The following is a 16357-nucleotide window of genomic DNA, read 5'->3' as shown; positions in this document are numbered from 1 at the left end:
TTCCCCCGCTACAATCGCCGCCCCTGTCGCAACGCCTGGAGCCTGACCTTCCGTGCCAGTTCTGCGTCTACCGCTTCTCTCTGCCGCTGCAGGCAAACACCACTGGGGCAATCTTCCCGGTGCCGCACTGAGCCTGGCAATCGCCGAGGCTGCCAGCGCCGCCAAGCGCTTTACCCTGCTCCTGACCGCCGACAGCCAAAGTGCCGAGCGACTGGAACAGGAGTTGAAGTTCTTCGCGCCCACGCTGCCGGTTCTGCACTTCCCGGACTGGGAAACCCTGCCCTACGATCTGTTCTCGCCGCACCAGGACATCATTTCCCAGCGTATCGCCAGCCTGTATCGCCTGCCGGAACTGGAGCATGGCGTTTTGGTAGTCCCGATCACCACAGCCCTACACAGGTTGGCGCCGACCAAATTCCTGCTGGGCAGCAGCCTGGTGCTTGATGTCGGCCAGAAGCTCGACGTAGAAGCCATGCGCACCCGCCTGGAAGCCAGCGGCTATCGCTATGTAGACACGGTGTATGAGCATGGCGAGTTCACCGTGCGCGGCGCGCTGATCGACCTGTTCCCGATGGGCAGCAAGGTGCCTTACCGCATCGACCTGTTCGACGACGAGATCGAAACCCTGCGCACGTTCGACCCGGACACGCAGCGCTCCATCGAGAAAGTGGAGTCGGTGCGTCTGTTGCCCGCACGCGAATTCCCGCTGAAGAAAGAAGAAGTCACCCGTTTCAAGGCACGCTTTCGTGAACGCTTCGACGTGGACTTCCGTCGCAGCCCGATCTTTCAGGACCTGAGCAGCGGTATCACACCGGCCGGTATCGAGTACTACATCCCGCTGTTCTTCGAAGAAACCTCGACCCTGTTCGATTACCTGCCGCAGGACACGCAAGTGTTCTCGTTGCCGGGCATTGAGCAGGCAGCGGAAAACTTCTGGAAAGACGTGCGCAACCGTTACGAAGAACGCCGCGTTGATCCGTCTCGTCCCTTGCTGCCACCAGCCGAATTGTTCCTGCCGGTCGAAGACTGCTTCGCGCGCCTGAAAAACTGGCCCCGAGTAGTTGCCAGCCAGCAGGACATCGAGGCGGGCGGCGAACGTTCGCGCTTCCCAGCGCAGAGCCTGCCGGACCTTGCCATCGAAGCCAAAGCCACCCAGCCGCTCGCAGCGCTGTCGACGTTCCTGGATACATTCCCCGGACGCGTACTCTTCACCGCCGAATCGGCCGGACGCCGGGAAGTGCTGCTGGAACTGCTCGAACGCCTCAAGCTGCGTCCGAAGACGGTCGACAGCTGGCTTGATTTCGTAGAAGGCAAGGACCGGCTGGCGATCACCATCGCCCCACTGGACGAAGGATTGCTGCTGGAAGACCCGGCCCTGGCGCTGGTGGCCGAAAGTCCGCTCTTCGGTCAGCGTGTCATGCAGCGCCGTCGTCGCGAGAAACGCACCGATGGCGGCAACAACGACGCGGTCATCAAGAACCTGACCGAGCTGCGCGAAGGCGCACCGGTGGTACACATCGACCACGGTGTCGGACGCTACCTGGGCCTGGCCACGCTGGAAGTTGAAAACCAGGTCGCTGAATTTCTGATGCTGGCGTACGCCGAGGACGCCAAGCTGTACGTGCCGGTCGCCAACCTGCACCTGATCGCCCGCTACACCGGCAGCGATGACGAAATGGCGCCGCTGCATCGACTGGGTTCGGAAACCTGGCAGAAAGCCAAGCGCAAAGCTGCCGAACAGGTGCGCGATGTGGCGGCCGAACTGCTGGACATCTACGCCCGACGCGCTGCCCGCGAGGGCTATGCGTTCGCCGACCCGAAAGCCGACTACGCAACCTTCAGCGCAGGTTTCCCGTTCGAAGAGACGCCGGATCAGCAGACCACCATCGAGGCTGTACGCGCCGACATGCTCGCGCCCAAGCCAATGGATCGTCTGGTCTGCGGCGATGTGGGCTTCGGCAAGACCGAAGTGGCCATGCGCGCCGCGTTCATTGCCGTGCATGGCGGACGTCAGGTCGCGATTCTGGTGCCCACCACCCTGCTCGCCCAGCAGCACTACAACAGTTTCCGTGATCGCTTTGCCGACTGGCCAGTGACCGTCGAAGTCATGAGCCGCTTCAAGTCGGCCAAGGAAGTCAACGCTGCCGTCGCCGATCTGGCCGAAGGCAAGATCGACATCGTCATCGGCACACACAAACTGCTGCAGGACGACGTGAAGATCAAGAACCTGGGGCTGGTCATCATCGACGAAGAGCACCGCTTCGGTGTGCGTCAGAAAGAACAGCTCAAAGCGCTGCGCAGCGAAGTCGACATTCTGACCCTGACCGCCACCCCGATTCCCCGCACGCTGAACATGGCGGTGTCGGGCATGCGCGACCTGTCGATCATTGCCACGCCACCGGCGCGCAGGCTGTCGGTGCGCACCTTCGTCATGGAGCAGAACAACCCCACGATCAAGGAAGCGCTGCTGCGTGAGTTGCTGCGCGGCGGGCAGGTGTATTACCTGCATAACGACGTCAAAACCATCGAAAAATGCGCCGCCGACCTCGCCGAACTGGTGCCCGAGGCCCGTATCGGCATCGGCCACGGTCAGATGCGCGAGCGCGAACTCGAACAGGTGATGAGCGACTTCTACCACAAGCGTTTCAACGTGCTGATCGCCTCGACCATCATCGAAACCGGCATCGACGTACCGAGCGCCAACACCATCATCATCGAACGTGCCGACAAATTCGGTCTGGCACAGCTGCACCAGTTGCGCGGCCGCGTCGGGCGCAGTCACCATCAGGCGTATGCCTATTTGCTGACACCACCGCGCAAGCAGGTCACGCGCGATGCCGAAAAGCGTCTGGAGGCCATCGCCAATACTCAGGACCTGGGCGCAGGCTTCGTGCTTGCCACCAACGACCTGGAAATCCGTGGCGCGGGCGAATTGCTGGGTGACGGCCAGAGCGGCCAGATTCAGGCTGTGGGTTTCACGCTGTACATGGAAATGCTCGAACGTGCGGTGAAGTCGATTCGCAAGGGCGAACAGCCCAACCTCGATCAGCCATTGGGAGGCGGGCCGGAAATCAACCTGCGCGTGCCTGCGTTGATTCCCGAGGCCTACTTGCCGGATGTCCACACGCGCCTGATCCTCTACAAGCGCATTGCCAATGCCGCCGACGAAGAAGGATTGAAGGATTTGCAGGTCGAGATGATCGACCGCTTCGGCCTCCTGCCGGAGCCGACCAAGGCGCTGGTACGGATCACTCAACTCAAACTGCGTGCCGAACAGTTGGGTATCCGCAAAATCGACGCAGGGCCGCAAGGTGGGCGCATCGAATTTGCGGCCGAGACCCCGGTCGATCCGTTGACCCTGATCAAGCTGATCCAGAGCCAGCCCAACCGCTACAAGTTCGAAGGCGCCACGCTGTTCAAATTCATGGTGCCGATGGAACGCCCAGATGAGCGTTTCAACACGATCGAAGCGCTGCTTGAGCGCCTGACCCCGACAACTGCTTGAAGGATTCATCCATGCGTCTGTTTCGTTCATTGACCCTGCTGCTGGCGCTGGTTGCCCCGACAGCGTTTGCCGAGGGCACCTATCAGGTGGAGGTGATTCTGTTCCGCCAGAGCGGAGAGCCGGCCGCCACACCCCAACTTGCTCCGGAAGACTGGGACGCTGGCGCACAGAAAATAGGCGCAAGCGATGAACGCAGCCCGGCCCTCACGGACCTGGTGACCAAATTGCAAGGCAGTGGCAATTATGAAGTGCTGATGCAGCGCGCCTGGCAGCAGACCATTGGCACCGAGCCCGGTAAAGTCGCCGTTACCGGCGGCAAAGAACAGCTTGGCCATTTCCCGATTGAGGGCACCGTTAGCCTGGCGATGGATCGCTTTACCGATATCGATGCACAATTCTGGATCAACCAGCTGGATGCACATGGCGTGGTGGTCAGCAGCGAGCGCCTTAAGCAGACCGCCAGGGTCAAGAACGGCGGGCTGAATTACCTGGACAACGGCAATCTGGCGCTGCTGATCAAAGTCTCTGCGCTTTGATCGTTATGTATTCAAGGAGCACAGGCGTGCTCCCTTTCTTTTTGAGCATCGCTGCGGCGTAGGGCTTTTTTTAACTTGTCGTCCATTCTCGAAAAAGTCCTCGCCTCGGCCTGGACAGACCTGTTCACTGATCGAACGCTTGAGCGCGGGCGCGACTATGCCCTGCAGAAACGCATCGTGCTGGAAGACTCCAGCCCGCAGATCATTCGCACCGCCTGCCGAGGCTCGGGGCTGGAAATCTACACCCAGACCCTGCTGTTCAAGGACCCGGATCGCTACCGCAATTACCTGACGTGCAAATGCACCTGTCCGGTCCGCAACGACTGCAAACATTGTGTCGCGGCCATGTATTTTCTTCAGGATCCGAAGAACCAGCCCTTGCTGCAGGCCGCGCTGAGCTCCCACGAGCGCGAGATCCAGCCCCAGATCGAACAGAAACCCAAACTGCCCGAGCGACTGGTCGACAACTTGCAACCCAAGCCGCGGCTGATCCTGGCCAGTATCGAATTCAGTGCCTACGAACCGCGCAACGGGCGCATGCAGCGGCACATTCAGCACCGCGCCGCGCTGGCGTTCGCTTATGGCAAGCATTACGCCACAGGCACCACCAACGTCAGCATTCTGGTCAGCTCGTTGGGCAGCGATCTGGTTAACCAGAAAAGCGACATTATCGAGCACACCGAAACCGAAACCCTGCGCATCCGTCGTCAGGGCGAGCAGGAACGTCAGCTTCGCCAACAGTTGACCGATCTGGGCTTCAAAGTGGCCACCCGGCAAAGCAAGGCATTGCCCGACAGCGCGGGTGACATGTACGAGCTGCCCAACGACAAGGCCTGGCTGCATTTCGTGCTCGATGACCTGCCAAAGTTGCGCGAGGAAGGCTGGGAGATCGACATTCAGGATGAGTTCGGCTTCGACGTCACGCCCGTGGAGGACTGGTACGCGGTCATCGACGAAGAGAACGAACGTGACTGGTTCGACCTGGAACTGGGCATCATCGTCAACGGCGAACGCCTCAGCCTGCTGCCGATCCTGATCAACCTGATCCGCAGCCATCCCGAACTGATGAGCCCGACGGCCGTTGCCAAGCGCGGTGATGAAGAGCAACTGCTGGTGCAACTCAACCACTTCACGCAAAGCGGCGGCAGCCCCGTGCAGATTGCCCTGCCCTACGGCCGGCTAAAGCCGGTACTGGCGACCCTGGGTGACTTCTACTGGCGTCAGGAAGGCAACAACGCGCTGCGCATGAGCAAGGCCGACGCGGCGCGGCTGACCGAACTCGAAGACCTGCCGCTGACCTGGCAAGGCGGCGATCGGTTGCGGCATTTTGCCGAGCGTCTGGTCAACATCAAGGACGCACCGATTGCCGTGCCCGACGGCCTGAATGCAACACTGCGCCCGTATCAGCTCGAAGGCCTGAGCTGGATGCAGTCGTTGCGCGAGCTGGAAGTCGGCGGCGTGCTGGCGGACGACATGGGCCTGGGCAAGACCCTGCAGACCCTGGCGCACCTGCTGATGGAGAAACAGGCCGGACGCCTGGATCGTCCGGCACTGGCCGTGATGCCCACCAGCCTGATCCCCAACTGGCTTGACGAGTCCGAGCACTTCACGCCGGACCTCAAGGTGCTGGCGCTGTACGGCGCCAACCGTCATCAGGACGCGAGCAACCTTCAAGACTACGACCTGATCCTGACCACTTACGCCTTGCTGCCCCGCGACCTCGAACTGCTTAAAACGCAGTCATTCCACCTGCTGATTCTTGACGAAGCACAGTACATCAAGAACCCCAACAGCAAGGCCGCACAGGCGGCCCGCGACCTCAACGCGCGCCAGCGTTTGTGCCTGAGCGGTACGCCACTGGAAAACCACCTGGGCGAACTGTGGTCGCTGTTCCACTTTCTGATGCCCGGCTGGCTGGGCAGCAGCAAGGAATTCAACAGCAACTACCGCACGGCCATCGAGAAGCATGGCAATCAGGATCGTCTGCAACACCTGAATGCGCGCATCAAACCTTTCCTGCTGCGTCGTACCAAGGAACAGGTCGCGACCGAACTGCCGCCCAAGACTGAAATCATTCACTGGGTCGACCTCAACGACGCCCAGCGCGACGTGTACGAAACCGTGCGCCTGGCGATGGACAAGAAGGTCCGCGACGAGATTACCCGCAAGGGCGTGGCACGCAGCCAGATCATCATTCTTGAGGCGCTGCTCAAGCTGCGTCAGGTGTGCTGTGACCTGCGACTGGTCAATCCGGACATGCCGATCAACAGCAAGCAGGGCTCTTCCGGCAAACTCAACAGTTTGATGGAGATGTTCGAAGAACTGCTGGCAGAAGGGCGCAAAATCCTGTTGTTCTCGCAGTTCACTTCGATGCTGACCCTGATCGAAGGCGAACTCAAACAGCGCGGCATCGCCTACGCCCTTCTGACCGGCTCGACCCGTGACCGGCGCACGCCGATCCATGACTTCCAGAGCGGCAAATTGCCGATTTTCCTGATCAGCCTCAAGGCTGGCGGCACCGGCCTGAACCTCACCGCCGCCGACACCGTGATTCACTACGACCCGTGGTGGAACCCGGCAGCCGAAAACCAGGCCACCGACCGCGCTTACCGGATCGGCCAGGACAAGCCTGTCTTCGTTTACAAGATGATCGCGCGCGGGACGGTGGAAGAAAAAATCCAGCGCCTGCAACGCGAGAAATCAGCCTTGGCAGCGGGCGTTCTGGATGGCAGGACCAGTGGCGACTGGAAGCTGCGTGACGAAGACTTGCAGGCCCTGTTCGCACCGCTGCCTGCCGTGCCGAAAAAATCCGGCAAGTGAACAGGTCGCCACGTCACGAACGGTTGGCGGGTTAGACAGGGGATATCCCTGCCTTCAACGCTGACCCAGAATTTGCGCCGTCGAAAGGACGGTCGCGTATTCGCCGTGCAGGTTGGCCAGTGACATGGCATGCACCTCTTCGGCGCTGCGGGGCGTGCCGAAGAAGTCCACCTGATCGAACGTGAAGCAGGCATCGTGGGCGACAATGACCTCAAACCCCAGGTTGCCGCCACTGCGCGCTGTAGATTCAACCGAATTATTGGTGACGACCCCTGCGATGACCACCTGCCGGATTCCGTCGGTACGCAGCCACATCTCGAGAAACGACCCACAAAACGCGTCAGGCACCTGCTTGCTCAACTCCCGCTCGTGCGCTTGCGGCACGAACGCGGGTTGATAATCCACACCGGACTGCTCGGGCCAGAACACCGAGGAAGGCGCCGTAGAAAAATGCCGAACGTGGAACACCGGACGCCCAGCGTCTCGCCAGGCCGCCAGCAATGCGGACATCTGATCTTCCGCCTGAGGATTGTTGCGCCGACCCAGCTTGGGGTGATTGATGCCTTGTTGCAGGTCGATCAGGATCAGCGCGCTGCCTGAGTGAATGTCCATCGAGGTTCATGTCCTTGAAATCACGGCCTGCAACAGTAGCCATATCCGTCCCTCGGATCCAGCGCTACATCAGTCGCCAGACAGCTCATTGCGACTACGCTGTCTACTCAGCTCGCTGCTGAACGCCCGACGCCCTTCAACGCCCCCAACCAACTGGAGAACATCATGAATCAGCATCTGAACCTCGCCGGCAAAGTCGCCTTCGTTCAAGGCGGCTCCCGTGGCATTGGCGCGGCCATCGTCCAGCGTCTGGCCAAAGAAGGCGCAGCGGTCGCTTTCACCTACGTCAGTTCGCAAGAAACGGCTTTGGAAATACAAGGCAGCATCACGGCCAACGGGGGTCACGCACTCGCCATTCGCGCCGACAGCGCCGATGAAAAGGCTATCCGTCAGGCCATTCAAACCGCTGCCGAAGCCTTGGGCGGGCTGGACATTCTGGTCAATAACGCAGGCGTACTCGCCCTCGCGTCACTGAATGATTTCCGCATGGAAGACTTCGACAGAACCCTGGCCATCAACGTACGCAGTGTCTTCATCGCAAGCCAGGAAGCCGCTCGCCACATGAGCGAGGGTGGACGCATCATCAACATCGGCAGCACCAACGCTGACCGCATGCCCTTCGCGGGCGGGGCGATTTACGCAATGAGCAAATCGGCGCTGGTCGGCCTGACCAAGGGCCTGGCCCGCGACCTCGGCCCGCAAGGCATCACCGTCAACAACGTTCAGCCAGGCCCCGTCGATACCGACATGAACCCGGCGCACGGCGAATTCGCCGAAACGCTCAAGGGCATGATGGCCATCCCGCGCTACGGCAAGAGCGAAGAAATCGCCAGCTTCGTCGCTTACCTGGCAGGTTCTGAAGCGGGCTATATCACCGGCGCCAGCCTGACCATCGATGGCGGCTTCGGCGCCTGAGCTTCACGGTCGAACAACGACCCAGGCTGGCCCGGACGTCTCGTGAAGGCCGAAGCCAGCCGGTCTGCGCCGAGCTTTCAGCGCGCGGACCGCATTTTCTGCTTAAGCACATGAAAATTCTGAAAAAAAGTTTTGCGTTCCGAAAAGCTTTCGACTACATTAGCGCGCCTCGACAGACACAACGTTGTCAGCGAGATACGGTGAGGTGTCCGAGTGGCTTAAGGAGCACGCCTGGAAAGTGTGTATACAAGAAATTGTATCGAGGGTTCGAATCCCTCCTTCACCGCCATATTCGATACACGAAAAGCCCCGACTTTACTGGTTAAAGTCGGGGCTTTTTCGTTTCGGTCGCCTGCGTTAGGACTCTTTCAGGACCAGAGCAGCGATTCACAGACCGCTGATACGGTCTGCGCAGCAGAACGGAAATGATCCATCCGCATGTCTAGCTCAAGCGCGTTCTCACGCGCCTGCCGACACAACGGACGAGCTAGCGAAACTGAACGACTGTTGCCATACGATGGGCACCCATCACGCCAGTTAACGTGCGTCTCCCTACCTGCCCCATGATGCAATGCTTGATCGCGCCCATTGTTCTGCACTGGTCACAGGTAAATCGTGTATTGCGTTGAAGGTCCCCGCCATATCCCACGCCACACCTCGGCCCATAGCAAATACTGCCCGGTATTTTCGTAAATTGTCGTCAGGTTTTTCCGCAAGGTCTGCCAGCAACTGCTGCACGCTAAGCTCTCGACGCTCGATCATCCGCCCGATGACTCGTTCAACCAGGTCAGCCAGGGCGCCGTAAGTGAGGGTATCACCGGCGGTGTATACGACCTGATTGGTAAGCCACGGGCTGTTCAGCACGATGGCGGCAGTAAGCGTCCCTATGTCTTCGGGTGTCGTCACCGTCACCAGGGTTTCCAGACCGCCCAGCGCATTGACTCTTCCGGCGGCCAGATCAACGACTCCGAAAGCCGGATCGAACAGGAAACTGGTAAACATGCCGGTGGAAATAATGACCCATTCAGTCCGGGATTGAGCGCGCAACACGTCGCGAACATCCATTTGCTCGTCAAATAGATCTTGAGGGCTACCACGTCCGATCAAGTCGTAGTCAACGCCGAACTGCCACGGAATATAGCGCTTCACACCCGCAGTGAGCACCGCCTCCGTCAACTTACGCTGAGTGCCCCGGCCCGCAGCAAATCCAACGCAACTGATCACCGTGTCAAAGCGTCCGAGCACTACAGCAAGCTCTTCCACGGAGGCAATGCTGATATCGGCTGTCTCGATAGCGACCCCTAGCATTCTGATGGTGTCTATTTCCTGCTGTTTTACCCTACACGAACTTTGCACAGTGGCTTTGCGCAGCAGCACGCTAATGCTCCGCGATTCGGTTGAGCGGGCGGCCAGTCCTTGCAGCACTGCAAGCCCCAGCTCGCCTGCCCCTAAGACCAGAATACGTTGTTTGACGTTTGAAATAGCAGCCTGCATGGTAAGCCTCTTTTGACGTACTTAACTTGAGGCCCGGAAGCTTGTCATGAACGTTGATGCGCAAAAAGTAGGTACATCCGTGATACCGAGCGGTCTTGATGCTCAGGAGATCGTGCGACTTTCGCAGAGTGCGTGTCGCGCACTTTCAAATGACGAAGATGGGCTCAAGCGCGATATCCTCGGTCATTCCGGTAACCGATGGTCACTCGGTGTTGTGAATGCGTTGGGTGTGACCAGCCCGTTGCGCCACGCAGAGCTGCGTCGTCGATTGAATGGCGTCACCCAACGCATGCTCACTCATACATTGCGTCAGCTGGAACGCGACGGGCTTATCTCTCGTCACGATTTTGGCGAGAAGCCCTTGCGTGTCGAGTACGCTTTGACCGAACTGGGAATGGGGCTATTGGTGCAGATGATTCCACTATGGACGTGGGTGATTGCACAGTCTGAGGGGTTCAACGAGGCGCGCAAACGTTACGACACTCAGTAGAAGCCGAGTAATGCGCTGCATTCTAATGCCAGCGTGAGCTAGCACCAGTGCCTCTACCTATCACCAGATCATCCCTTCGTATGCGAAAGCTTTTCAAGAATCAGACTGAAAACATCCTGATCAGTGTCGGCGAGGTTTCTGAACGCACGCACGACATTGCCCTCACGTACCGACAGACTGTCGTTTTCGATTGATCTCGCAACGCCCGTGACCAGATACCCCACATCAACCCCCATCGCTGATAGGGCTGCCAGATAGTCTGCCCTGGGCGTACGCTCCCCGCGCTCATAGTGCCCTTGAGCGTTGACCTGAACGCCTGCCATTCTTGCGAAATCCTTCTGTGACAACCCTAACCGGCTCCTTTCGGCTCTAAGGCGAATTGCGAATCTATCTTCGCGACTGGATATCATCTTGGCCTCCATCAAGCTAATGAGTGAGCTTCGGAGCGGATCAGGGATACACGGTTGTCAGGCCGGGCGGCAGGTCGAAATAAACGCTGGAGGTGCTGTTTGATTCAGCGATACAACCGGCAGTGTAGCCCCAAAACCATCGCTTCACCGTGGATGGAAATATCCGGGGGCAACGCGGCCGCGCTTGAGGCTCAGATTGATCGCCCCGCCGGTTTAAGCCTGAACGCGCCTGCGTTAGCATGCACCTCTTGAAATTCAGGCTGTCCAGACCCGTGATGAGAGATCGATGAAAAAAACGGCGTTGTTCCTACTCGCGCTGGCGACTCATACGGCCGCATACAGTGCTGGCGATGCAGAGGCCGGAAAAGCGGTATTCACACGGCTCTGCTCGGGTTGCCACAAAATAGGTCCCGGTGCACGCAGTGCGTTCGGCCCTCCGCTCAATGGCGTCATCGGAAGCAAGGCCGGTCAGCATCCGGATTACATCTACACCGACGCGATGAAAAACTCAGGCATCGTCTGGACCCGGGAACAACTCACCACATACATCAAGGACCCGAGCGAAGTGGTGCCAGGCACACGGATGAAATTGTGGTGGATGGGCAATGACCAGCGCATGGAAGATTTACTGGAATACCTCGACGCGAACAAATAAAGCCCTGACATGAAAAACCCCTGAATCACTTCAGGGGTCAGTGCTGCGTGTCTGTGACTTACTTGTCGGATTCGTAGGGCGGGTAGTCGTCCTTCGTGCCGTGTTCCTTGGCGGGGGTCTTGGCAGGCTTGACCGGGTCGACTTGCGGATCGCCGGCATCCGGTGATTCGGTATTGAAATCCGGTTTGTCGGTACTGTTGTCGCTTGGCTTGTTGCCAGTCATAGGCGCCTCCATTGGGTTAAAACGTACAACCTGTTATTCAGAGGGCCGTTATGCTCAGCCGTGCCATGCGACTGACGAACGGGCCTTCACATGACTGCTTTGCGGGGCGACCCAGGACTGGTAGCCTTGCGCCATTCATGGAGGATCACGATGAAAAGGCTTTCAATGGCGCTGGCAATCGCCGCGCTCTCGCTTTCCCGGCTGGCTTACAGCGACATTTTCAAATGCACCTCGCCTCAGGGGCAGGTGAGCTATGCGTCCATCCCATGCGAGGGCAACGCTCAGAGTACCGTGCAGCGCTCCGGCCCACCCCACCTGTTGAGCAAAGGCGAACCGGTCGATCACGCACACAAGATCAATTTGAAAGCCACGGAGTACCTGAAAGTCAGCGGCCGCGCTCACGTGACGGTTTACGAAACAGACAGCTACAAAGCCTTCCAGAGAAACCGTCCACCGCCGCCGAGCGTGCCGTCGCAATGCCACAGTCCGCATTACGACAGCCAGTGCTTTGACCCCTCGGGGGGCGCCTCCTCCAGAAAGGCAGTGCCTGGCAGTTAAGTCTTACTCGGCACGTACCTCGCTGACCTGCACCACCGGCGTCAGGTCCGTGTAATTGATGATGTCGGCATTGATCCGCGCCTGGTGCGGCCCCATCCCGGCCTGAAACGCTTCGACGGACTCGCAATAGATGTGGCACATGGCGAGGTACACAGGCGTTGAACCGGGTGTCGCACCGCCCAGCCCCTTGTCGACGCTGTAACGTACGCAGTGCTCCCCCATCAAGGACTGCACCAGTGGCATGTGCTGATCACGGTAGTAGTCGTGATCGAAACGGGCACCTTCCTCGTATGGGTACAGCACGCTGACTTTAATCATGTCGATGTTCTCCAGATGGCAGGTGAAATTGCATTGTCCTTCGACCGCAACACATGCGGCAACGTGTTATGACAGCACTGGCAGGCATTTCTCCATTCCCTCACAATCACGCCGTTTGGCCGACCCCGCCTTCGATGGCCCCCGGCCGCCCAGTCAGATTGAGGAAACCCGTATGAATGCTCTTGAGTGGAACGAAGCCGCCCTGGCGAAATACCTTTCGACCCATCCCACGCTGAAGGATGAAATCAGCAGCCTCAGCGCCGCCGAGCAGAAGCAACAGCTGCAATGGGCATTCGAGGACGAAGCTGAGAGCCAGGGCATCGAACCGTGGGAACTGGCGCTGGAATTGATCGCCGAGTCCCCGGAACAGCTCAAGCAGATGCGCCTGGAAGCCCATGCTCAAGTTGCTGAAGCACTCGGCATGGAGTGGGACGAGTATTGCGAGCTGAACGACATCCAGCTGTAACCAGGGCTTGAGCAAAAACCTGTGACCCGCCAGTCAGCGCTTTACCTGTTCAGTGTGGATGAGTAACGTCTGTGCACTTCAATAAAAAGGAATAGCGTCATGAGTGATCTGGTCTCGTACCACCTGGACGATGGCATTGCAACGCTGACCCTGAACAATGGCAAGGTCAACGCCATCTCCCCGGATGTCATCGCCGCATTCAATGCCGCGCTGGATCAAGCCGAGAAAGATCGCGCCGTCGTGATCGTGACCGGACAGCCCGGGATTCTGTCGGGTGGCTATGACCTGAAAGTCATGACCGCAAGCCCCGAAGCCGCCAGCAATCTGGTGACCCAAGGCTCGACACTGGCCCGGCGCATGCTGTCCCACCCCTTCCCGATCATCGTTGCCTGCCCGGGCCATGCAATTGCCAAGGGCGCCTTTCTGCTGCTCTCCGCCGATTACCGAATCGGTGTGGAAGGGCCGTTCAATATCGGCCTGAACGAAGTGCAGATCGGCATGACCATGCACCACGCTGGCATCGAACTGGCCCGTGACCGGCTGCGCAAATCGGCGTTCAACCGCTCGGTGATCAACGCCGAAATCTTCAACCCCGAGGGTGCCATGCAGGCGGGCTTTCTGGATCAAGTGGTCAGCGTCGAAGCCTTGTCTGAGACAGCACGCACGGTTGCAACGCAGCTGAAGAAAATCAACATGAACGCTCACGGAAAAACCAAACTGAAGACCCGAAAGGCGTTTCTGGACACTTTGGACGCGGCCATCGAACTGGACAAAAAGAGTTTTGTTTAAGGCCAGCCGACAAGCCCGCGATTGCGGGCTTTTGTTTACCGGCGAACTCATCCGCGTTTGATCAATCTCATCAGCTACCGCGCATCCCCTCTTGCGCCATAGCCATACTGAAGAAGCGATAGCATCATGGGTCGAGTTGTAGCAGCTGCGGTTTACAGCAAAGGCAAAAAGGTCACTGACATCACGCTGGATGAAGGCGCTGCCTGGGCATCTAAACCCGATCATTTTGTCTGGATAGGGCTGGAGCAACCCAACGCTCAGGAACTGACCAGCCTGAAGAAACAGTTCAACCTGCATGAACTGGCCCTCGAAGACGCGATGGAAGTTCACAGCCGCCCCAAGCTTGAAACCTTTGGCGATGCGCTGTTCATCGTGACCTACGCCCCGGTTCGCGACAACGGCAAGTTGCTGTTCATCGAAACCCATATATTCGCGGGCAAGGGCTACATCATCACCTCGCGCAACGGCCACTCGAAGTCCTACGGACTGGTGCGCCAACGCTGTGAAGCCCGGCCGCTACTGCTGGAGCACGGCGAAGACTTCGTGCTGTATGCCCTGCTCGATTTCGTGACCGAGAACTATCAGCCAGTGACCGAGGCGATTCATGCCGAACTGGAAGTGCTGGAACAGAACGTGTTGGGCGGCTCGCTACGCGAAGCGGATATTCAGCACATCCATGCGCTGCGTCGCGACCTGTTGAGGATGCGGCGTTACGTGGCGCCTATGGTGGAAGTCGGGGAAGAGCTGCAGAAGCTCAGCTTTCCATTCATCGACAAGAACATGCGCCCTTACTTTCGGGACGTCGAAATTCACGTCAAGCGGCAGATGGAAGACCTGGGCAACCTGTGCGACATCGCCAGCCAGACCATCGAAATCGGCTTGCTGCTGGAATCCTCGCGACAGAGCATCGTGCAGCGCAAATTTGCAGGCTGGGCGGCAATCCTCGCCTTCCCCACCGCGATTGCAGGCATTTACGGCATGAACTTCGAGAACATGCCGGAGCTGACCTGGCACTACGGCTATTTCATCGTGCTGGGCGTGATCGTCGGCGGCTGCTCGGCGTTGTTTGCCAGCTTCAAGCGGTCGGGGTGGTTGTAAGGTCAGCGTGCGGGAGCGAGCCAGCTCTGAGCGGCAGCGCCGGGAAAGGGCGAGCACCTCCAATGGAGATGCTGTGCCTGAACTATAGCCTTCGCGAGCAAGCTCGCTCCCACGGGTTATCTATTTCGTCTTCTTGTCCGGTGATTCGGATCACACCGTCGCCGCATCCGGCTTGTGCGCCACGAAGCGCATCATCCATTCGGCAACCGTTACGCCATGATGCTCATGGTCAAGGCTCGCCACGCCCTTCTGGTATATCTGCTCACCCAGTGACGCCTGACGTATCTCAAGCAGGGTCCGCGAATAATCGTGGATGAACTCAGGGTGCCCCTGGAAACACAGCACCTGATGGTTGATGTGGTACGCAGCGAACGGACAGAAGTCGCTTGAAGCAATCACGGTGGCGTTGTCCGGCAGGGTCGTGACCTGATCCTGATGGCTGATCAGCAGCGTCAGGTTGTCTATCGCAGGCGTCATCCACGGCGTAGCGGGTGCCAGTTGATAATGATGAATGCCAACGCCCCAGCCTTGCACGGCCCGCTCGGTCTTGCCGCCCAGCAACAGCGCCAGCAACTGATGCCCGAAGCAAATACCCAGCAGCTTGTCGCCACGTTCATAAAGCGTGAGCAGGTACGCCTTCAACACTTGAATCCAGGGATCACTTGCGAACGAATCGGCTTTACTGCCCGTCACCAGATAGGCGTCGAACCGTTCATCTTCGGGCGGATAGATGCCCTGCATCACGTTATAAACCTCGAACCGGGCGGCAATCGGCTGAAGCGCGAACAGTCGCTCGAACATGTGTCCGTAACCCTGGTACTGCTCGACCAGTTCCGGGCGCAAGACATCGGTTTCCAGAATGCAGATGCGTAACGGCATATAGAAGGACCTGAAACAATGGTTTGGCGATAGCGCAAGCGGGCAGCCTGCCCTGATGACTGACGCAAATCAAGCGGCGCGTCCGGGCCTTTGCTGGCAAGCGGTCGGCAAAAGAAAGAAACCGGATCTCAATCTGTGGCCATTGAAATCACGCATCGCTAAGGTCATGTAAGAAACATCTGACTCGGACGAACGGTAGAACGTCAGGTTTTTCGTTCAAGGTGTCTAGCAAAGGCCTATGAAACGATTCAGCTATTTTTTGATAACTTTTGCTGCTGAAAAGTGGCGGTACAAATTCATAACGGGTCTAAAGCACAGGGCACGCGGCCTCTAAGGTTAAGTCAGTAACAGGACGGCGCGATAAAAACAGTTCTGCGTCAGGTTGCGATCGAGTGATCGAACCCTCCCGTTCAACGTACCACCTTTGCCAGCTGCCCGTTTGCCGCTTATGCATCGGTCAGCTTTTGTCGCTCAGGAATAACAACAAAAGGCAGTCAGCCATGTTCAAACATACGAAATTTCGTCAGGCGGGTCTTATCGTCTTCGCCACCACTCTTTTATTGATCTTACCGAACCTGAATCGACTGTT

General features: G+C 58.5%; 16 protein-coding genes and 1 tRNA gene. 11 read left to right on the top strand and 6 right to left on the bottom strand.

Annotation, left to right across the window (positions count from 1 at the left end):
* Positions 1-52 precede the first annotated feature (52 nt).
* The 3 genes from mfd (at position 53) to ALP40_RS16285 (ending at position 6861) form a co-directional block, all read left to right on the top strand.
* On the top strand, positions 53-3505 hold the full coding sequence (mfd, locus tag ALP40_RS16295) for a transcription-repair coupling factor (RefSeq protein ID WP_122209247.1): 3453 nt from the start codon (positions 53-55) through the stop codon (positions 3503-3505).
* An 11-nt stretch (positions 3506-3516) separates the two neighbouring features.
* A complete protein-coding gene (locus ALP40_RS16290) occupies positions 3517-4041 on the top strand; it encodes a CsiV family protein (RefSeq protein WP_122209246.1) in 525 nt (174 codons plus the stop codon).
* Positions 4042-4116: 75 nt separating this feature from the next.
* The gene (locus tag ALP40_RS16285; RefSeq protein WP_122209245.1) at positions 4117-6861 is read left to right on the top strand and encodes a DEAD/DEAH box helicase; all 2745 of its coding nucleotides are present in this window, start codon (positions 4117-4119) and stop codon (positions 6859-6861) included.
* 54 nt (positions 6862-6915) lie between these two features.
* On the opposite strand, the gene ALP40_RS16280 is transcribed toward ALP40_RS16285, so the two are convergent.
* Entirely contained in the window at positions 6916-7473 is a 558-nt protein-coding gene (locus ALP40_RS16280) for a cysteine hydrolase family protein (RefSeq protein ID WP_122209244.1), read from the bottom strand.
* Between the two features lie 165 nt (positions 7474-7638).
* On the opposite strand from ALP40_RS16280, the gene ALP40_RS16275 reads away from it, so the two are divergent.
* Positions 7639-8388, top strand: a complete 750-nt coding sequence (locus ALP40_RS16275; RefSeq protein WP_122209243.1) for a 3-oxoacyl-ACP reductase family protein — start codon at positions 7639-7641, stop codon at positions 8386-8388.
* Positions 8389-8587: 199 nt separating this feature from the next.
* Positions 8588-8677 (top strand) — tRNA-Ser (locus ALP40_RS16270).
* Positions 8678-8940: 263 nt separating this feature from the next.
* Here the strand turns inward: ALP40_RS16270 and ALP40_RS16265 are convergent.
* Positions 8941-9882: an aromatic alcohol reductase gene (locus tag ALP40_RS16265; RefSeq protein ID WP_122209242.1), complete on the bottom strand. Its 942-nt coding sequence runs from the start codon at positions 9880-9882 to the stop codon at positions 8941-8943.
* A gap of 46 nt (positions 9883-9928) precedes the next feature.
* Between ALP40_RS16265 and ALP40_RS16260 the strand changes: the two genes are divergently transcribed.
* Complete coding sequence (locus ALP40_RS16260) at positions 9929-10372, top strand: helix-turn-helix domain-containing protein (protein WP_122209241.1); 444 nt, start codon at positions 9929-9931, stop codon at positions 10370-10372.
* A gap of 68 nt (positions 10373-10440) precedes the next feature.
* Here the strand turns inward: ALP40_RS16260 and ALP40_RS16255 are convergent, their stop codons facing one another.
* Entirely contained in the window at positions 10441-10782 is a 342-nt protein-coding gene (locus ALP40_RS16255) for a helix-turn-helix domain-containing protein (RefSeq protein WP_122209240.1), read from the bottom strand.
* Between the two features lie 286 nt (positions 10783-11068).
* Here ALP40_RS16255 and ALP40_RS16250 point away from each other — a divergent pair, with 286 nt between their 5' ends.
* Positions 11069-11437 carry a c-type cytochrome gene (locus ALP40_RS16250; RefSeq protein ID WP_122209239.1) on the top strand — a complete coding sequence of 123 codons (369 nt, stop codon included), beginning with the start codon at positions 11069-11071 and terminating at the stop codon, positions 11435-11437.
* 58 nt (positions 11438-11495) lie between these two features.
* On the opposite strand, the gene ALP40_RS25585 is transcribed toward ALP40_RS16250, so the two are convergent.
* Complete coding sequence (locus tag ALP40_RS25585) at positions 11496-11660, bottom strand: DUF6021 family protein (RefSeq protein ID WP_004880973.1); 165 nt, start codon at positions 11658-11660, stop codon at positions 11496-11498.
* A 150-nt stretch (positions 11661-11810) separates the two neighbouring features.
* On the opposite strand from ALP40_RS25585, the gene ALP40_RS16245 reads away from it, so the two are divergent.
* The gene (locus ALP40_RS16245) at positions 11811-12218 is read left to right on the top strand and encodes a DUF4124 domain-containing protein (protein ID WP_122209238.1); all 408 of its coding nucleotides are present in this window, start codon (positions 11811-11813) and stop codon (positions 12216-12218) included.
* A gap of 3 nt (positions 12219-12221) precedes the next feature.
* Here ALP40_RS16245 and ALP40_RS16240 read toward each other — a convergent pair whose 3' ends face one another.
* Positions 12222-12536, bottom strand: coding sequence for an EthD family reductase (locus ALP40_RS16240; protein ID WP_122209237.1), 315 nt, complete (start codon positions 12534-12536; stop codon positions 12222-12224).
* Positions 12537-12708: 172 nt separating this feature from the next.
* Between ALP40_RS16240 and ALP40_RS16235 the strand changes: the two genes are divergently transcribed.
* The 3 genes from ALP40_RS16235 (at position 12709) to ALP40_RS16225 (ending at position 14889) form a co-directional block, all read left to right on the top strand.
* Entirely contained in the window at positions 12709-13002 is a 294-nt protein-coding gene (locus tag ALP40_RS16235) for a DUF6388 family protein (protein WP_122209236.1), read from the top strand.
* 99 nt (positions 13003-13101) lie between these two features.
* Positions 13102-13791 (top strand): crotonase/enoyl-CoA hydratase family protein, encoded by a 690-nt coding sequence (locus ALP40_RS16230; RefSeq protein ID WP_122209235.1) that lies wholly within the window; start codon positions 13102-13104, stop codon positions 13789-13791.
* A gap of 126 nt (positions 13792-13917) precedes the next feature.
* Positions 13918-14889 (top strand): magnesium and cobalt transport protein CorA, encoded by a 972-nt coding sequence (locus tag ALP40_RS16225; protein WP_122209234.1) that lies wholly within the window; start codon positions 13918-13920, stop codon positions 14887-14889.
* Between the two features lie 150 nt (positions 14890-15039).
* Here ALP40_RS16225 and ALP40_RS16220 read toward each other — a convergent pair whose 3' ends face one another.
* Positions 15040-15768: an amidotransferase gene (locus tag ALP40_RS16220; protein ID WP_122209233.1), complete on the bottom strand. Its 729-nt coding sequence runs from the start codon at positions 15766-15768 to the stop codon at positions 15040-15042.
* Between the last annotated feature and the right edge of the window lie 589 nt (positions 15769-16357).

Source organism: Pseudomonas viridiflava (genome assembly GCF_003702045.1).
Taxonomy (GTDB): Bacteria; Pseudomonadota; Gammaproteobacteria; order Pseudomonadales; family Pseudomonadaceae; genus Aquipseudomonas; species Aquipseudomonas viridiflava_C.
This window is presented reverse-complemented; position numbering and strand designations above follow the sequence as displayed.

Coding starts and splice junctions, on each gene's coding strand:
- ALP40_RS16290 (WP_122209246.1), top strand. CDS start 3,517: ATGCGTCTGTTTCGTTCATTGACCCTGCTGCTGGCGCTGGTTGCCCCG.
- ALP40_RS16245 (WP_122209238.1), top strand. CDS start 11,811: ATGAAAAGGCTTTCAATGGCGCTGGCAATCGCCGCGCTCTCGCTTTCC.
- ALP40_RS16230 (WP_122209235.1), top strand. CDS start 13,102: ATGAGTGATCTGGTCTCGTACCACCTGGACGATGGCATTGCAACGCTG.
- ALP40_RS16220 (WP_122209233.1), bottom strand. CDS start 15,768: ATGCCGTTACGCATCTGCATTCTGGAAACCGATGTCTTGCGCCCGGAA.
- ALP40_RS16260 (WP_122209241.1), top strand. CDS start 9,929: ATGAACGTTGATGCGCAAAAAGTAGGTACATCCGTGATACCGAGCGGT.
- ALP40_RS25585 (WP_004880973.1), bottom strand. CDS start 11,660: ATGACTGGCAACAAGCCAAGCGACAACAGTACCGACAAACCGGATTTC.
- ALP40_RS16275 (WP_122209243.1), top strand. CDS start 7,639: ATGAATCAGCATCTGAACCTCGCCGGCAAAGTCGCCTTCGTTCAAGGC.
- ALP40_RS16265 (WP_122209242.1), bottom strand. CDS start 9,882: ATGCAGGCTGCTATTTCAAACGTCAAACAACGTATTCTGGTCTTAGGG.
- ALP40_RS16250 (WP_122209239.1), top strand. CDS start 11,069: ATGAAAAAAACGGCGTTGTTCCTACTCGCGCTGGCGACTCATACGGCC.
- ALP40_RS16235 (WP_122209236.1), top strand. CDS start 12,709: ATGAATGCTCTTGAGTGGAACGAAGCCGCCCTGGCGAAATACCTTTCG.
- ALP40_RS16255 (WP_122209240.1), bottom strand. CDS start 10,782: ATGATATCCAGTCGCGAAGATAGATTCGCAATTCGCCTTAGAGCCGAA.
- ALP40_RS16280 (WP_122209244.1), bottom strand. CDS start 7,473: ATGGACATTCACTCAGGCAGCGCGCTGATCCTGATCGACCTGCAACAA.
- ALP40_RS16225 (WP_122209234.1), top strand. CDS start 13,918: ATGGGTCGAGTTGTAGCAGCTGCGGTTTACAGCAAAGGCAAAAAGGTC.
- ALP40_RS16240 (WP_122209237.1), bottom strand. CDS start 12,536: ATGATTAAAGTCAGCGTGCTGTACCCATACGAGGAAGGTGCCCGTTTC.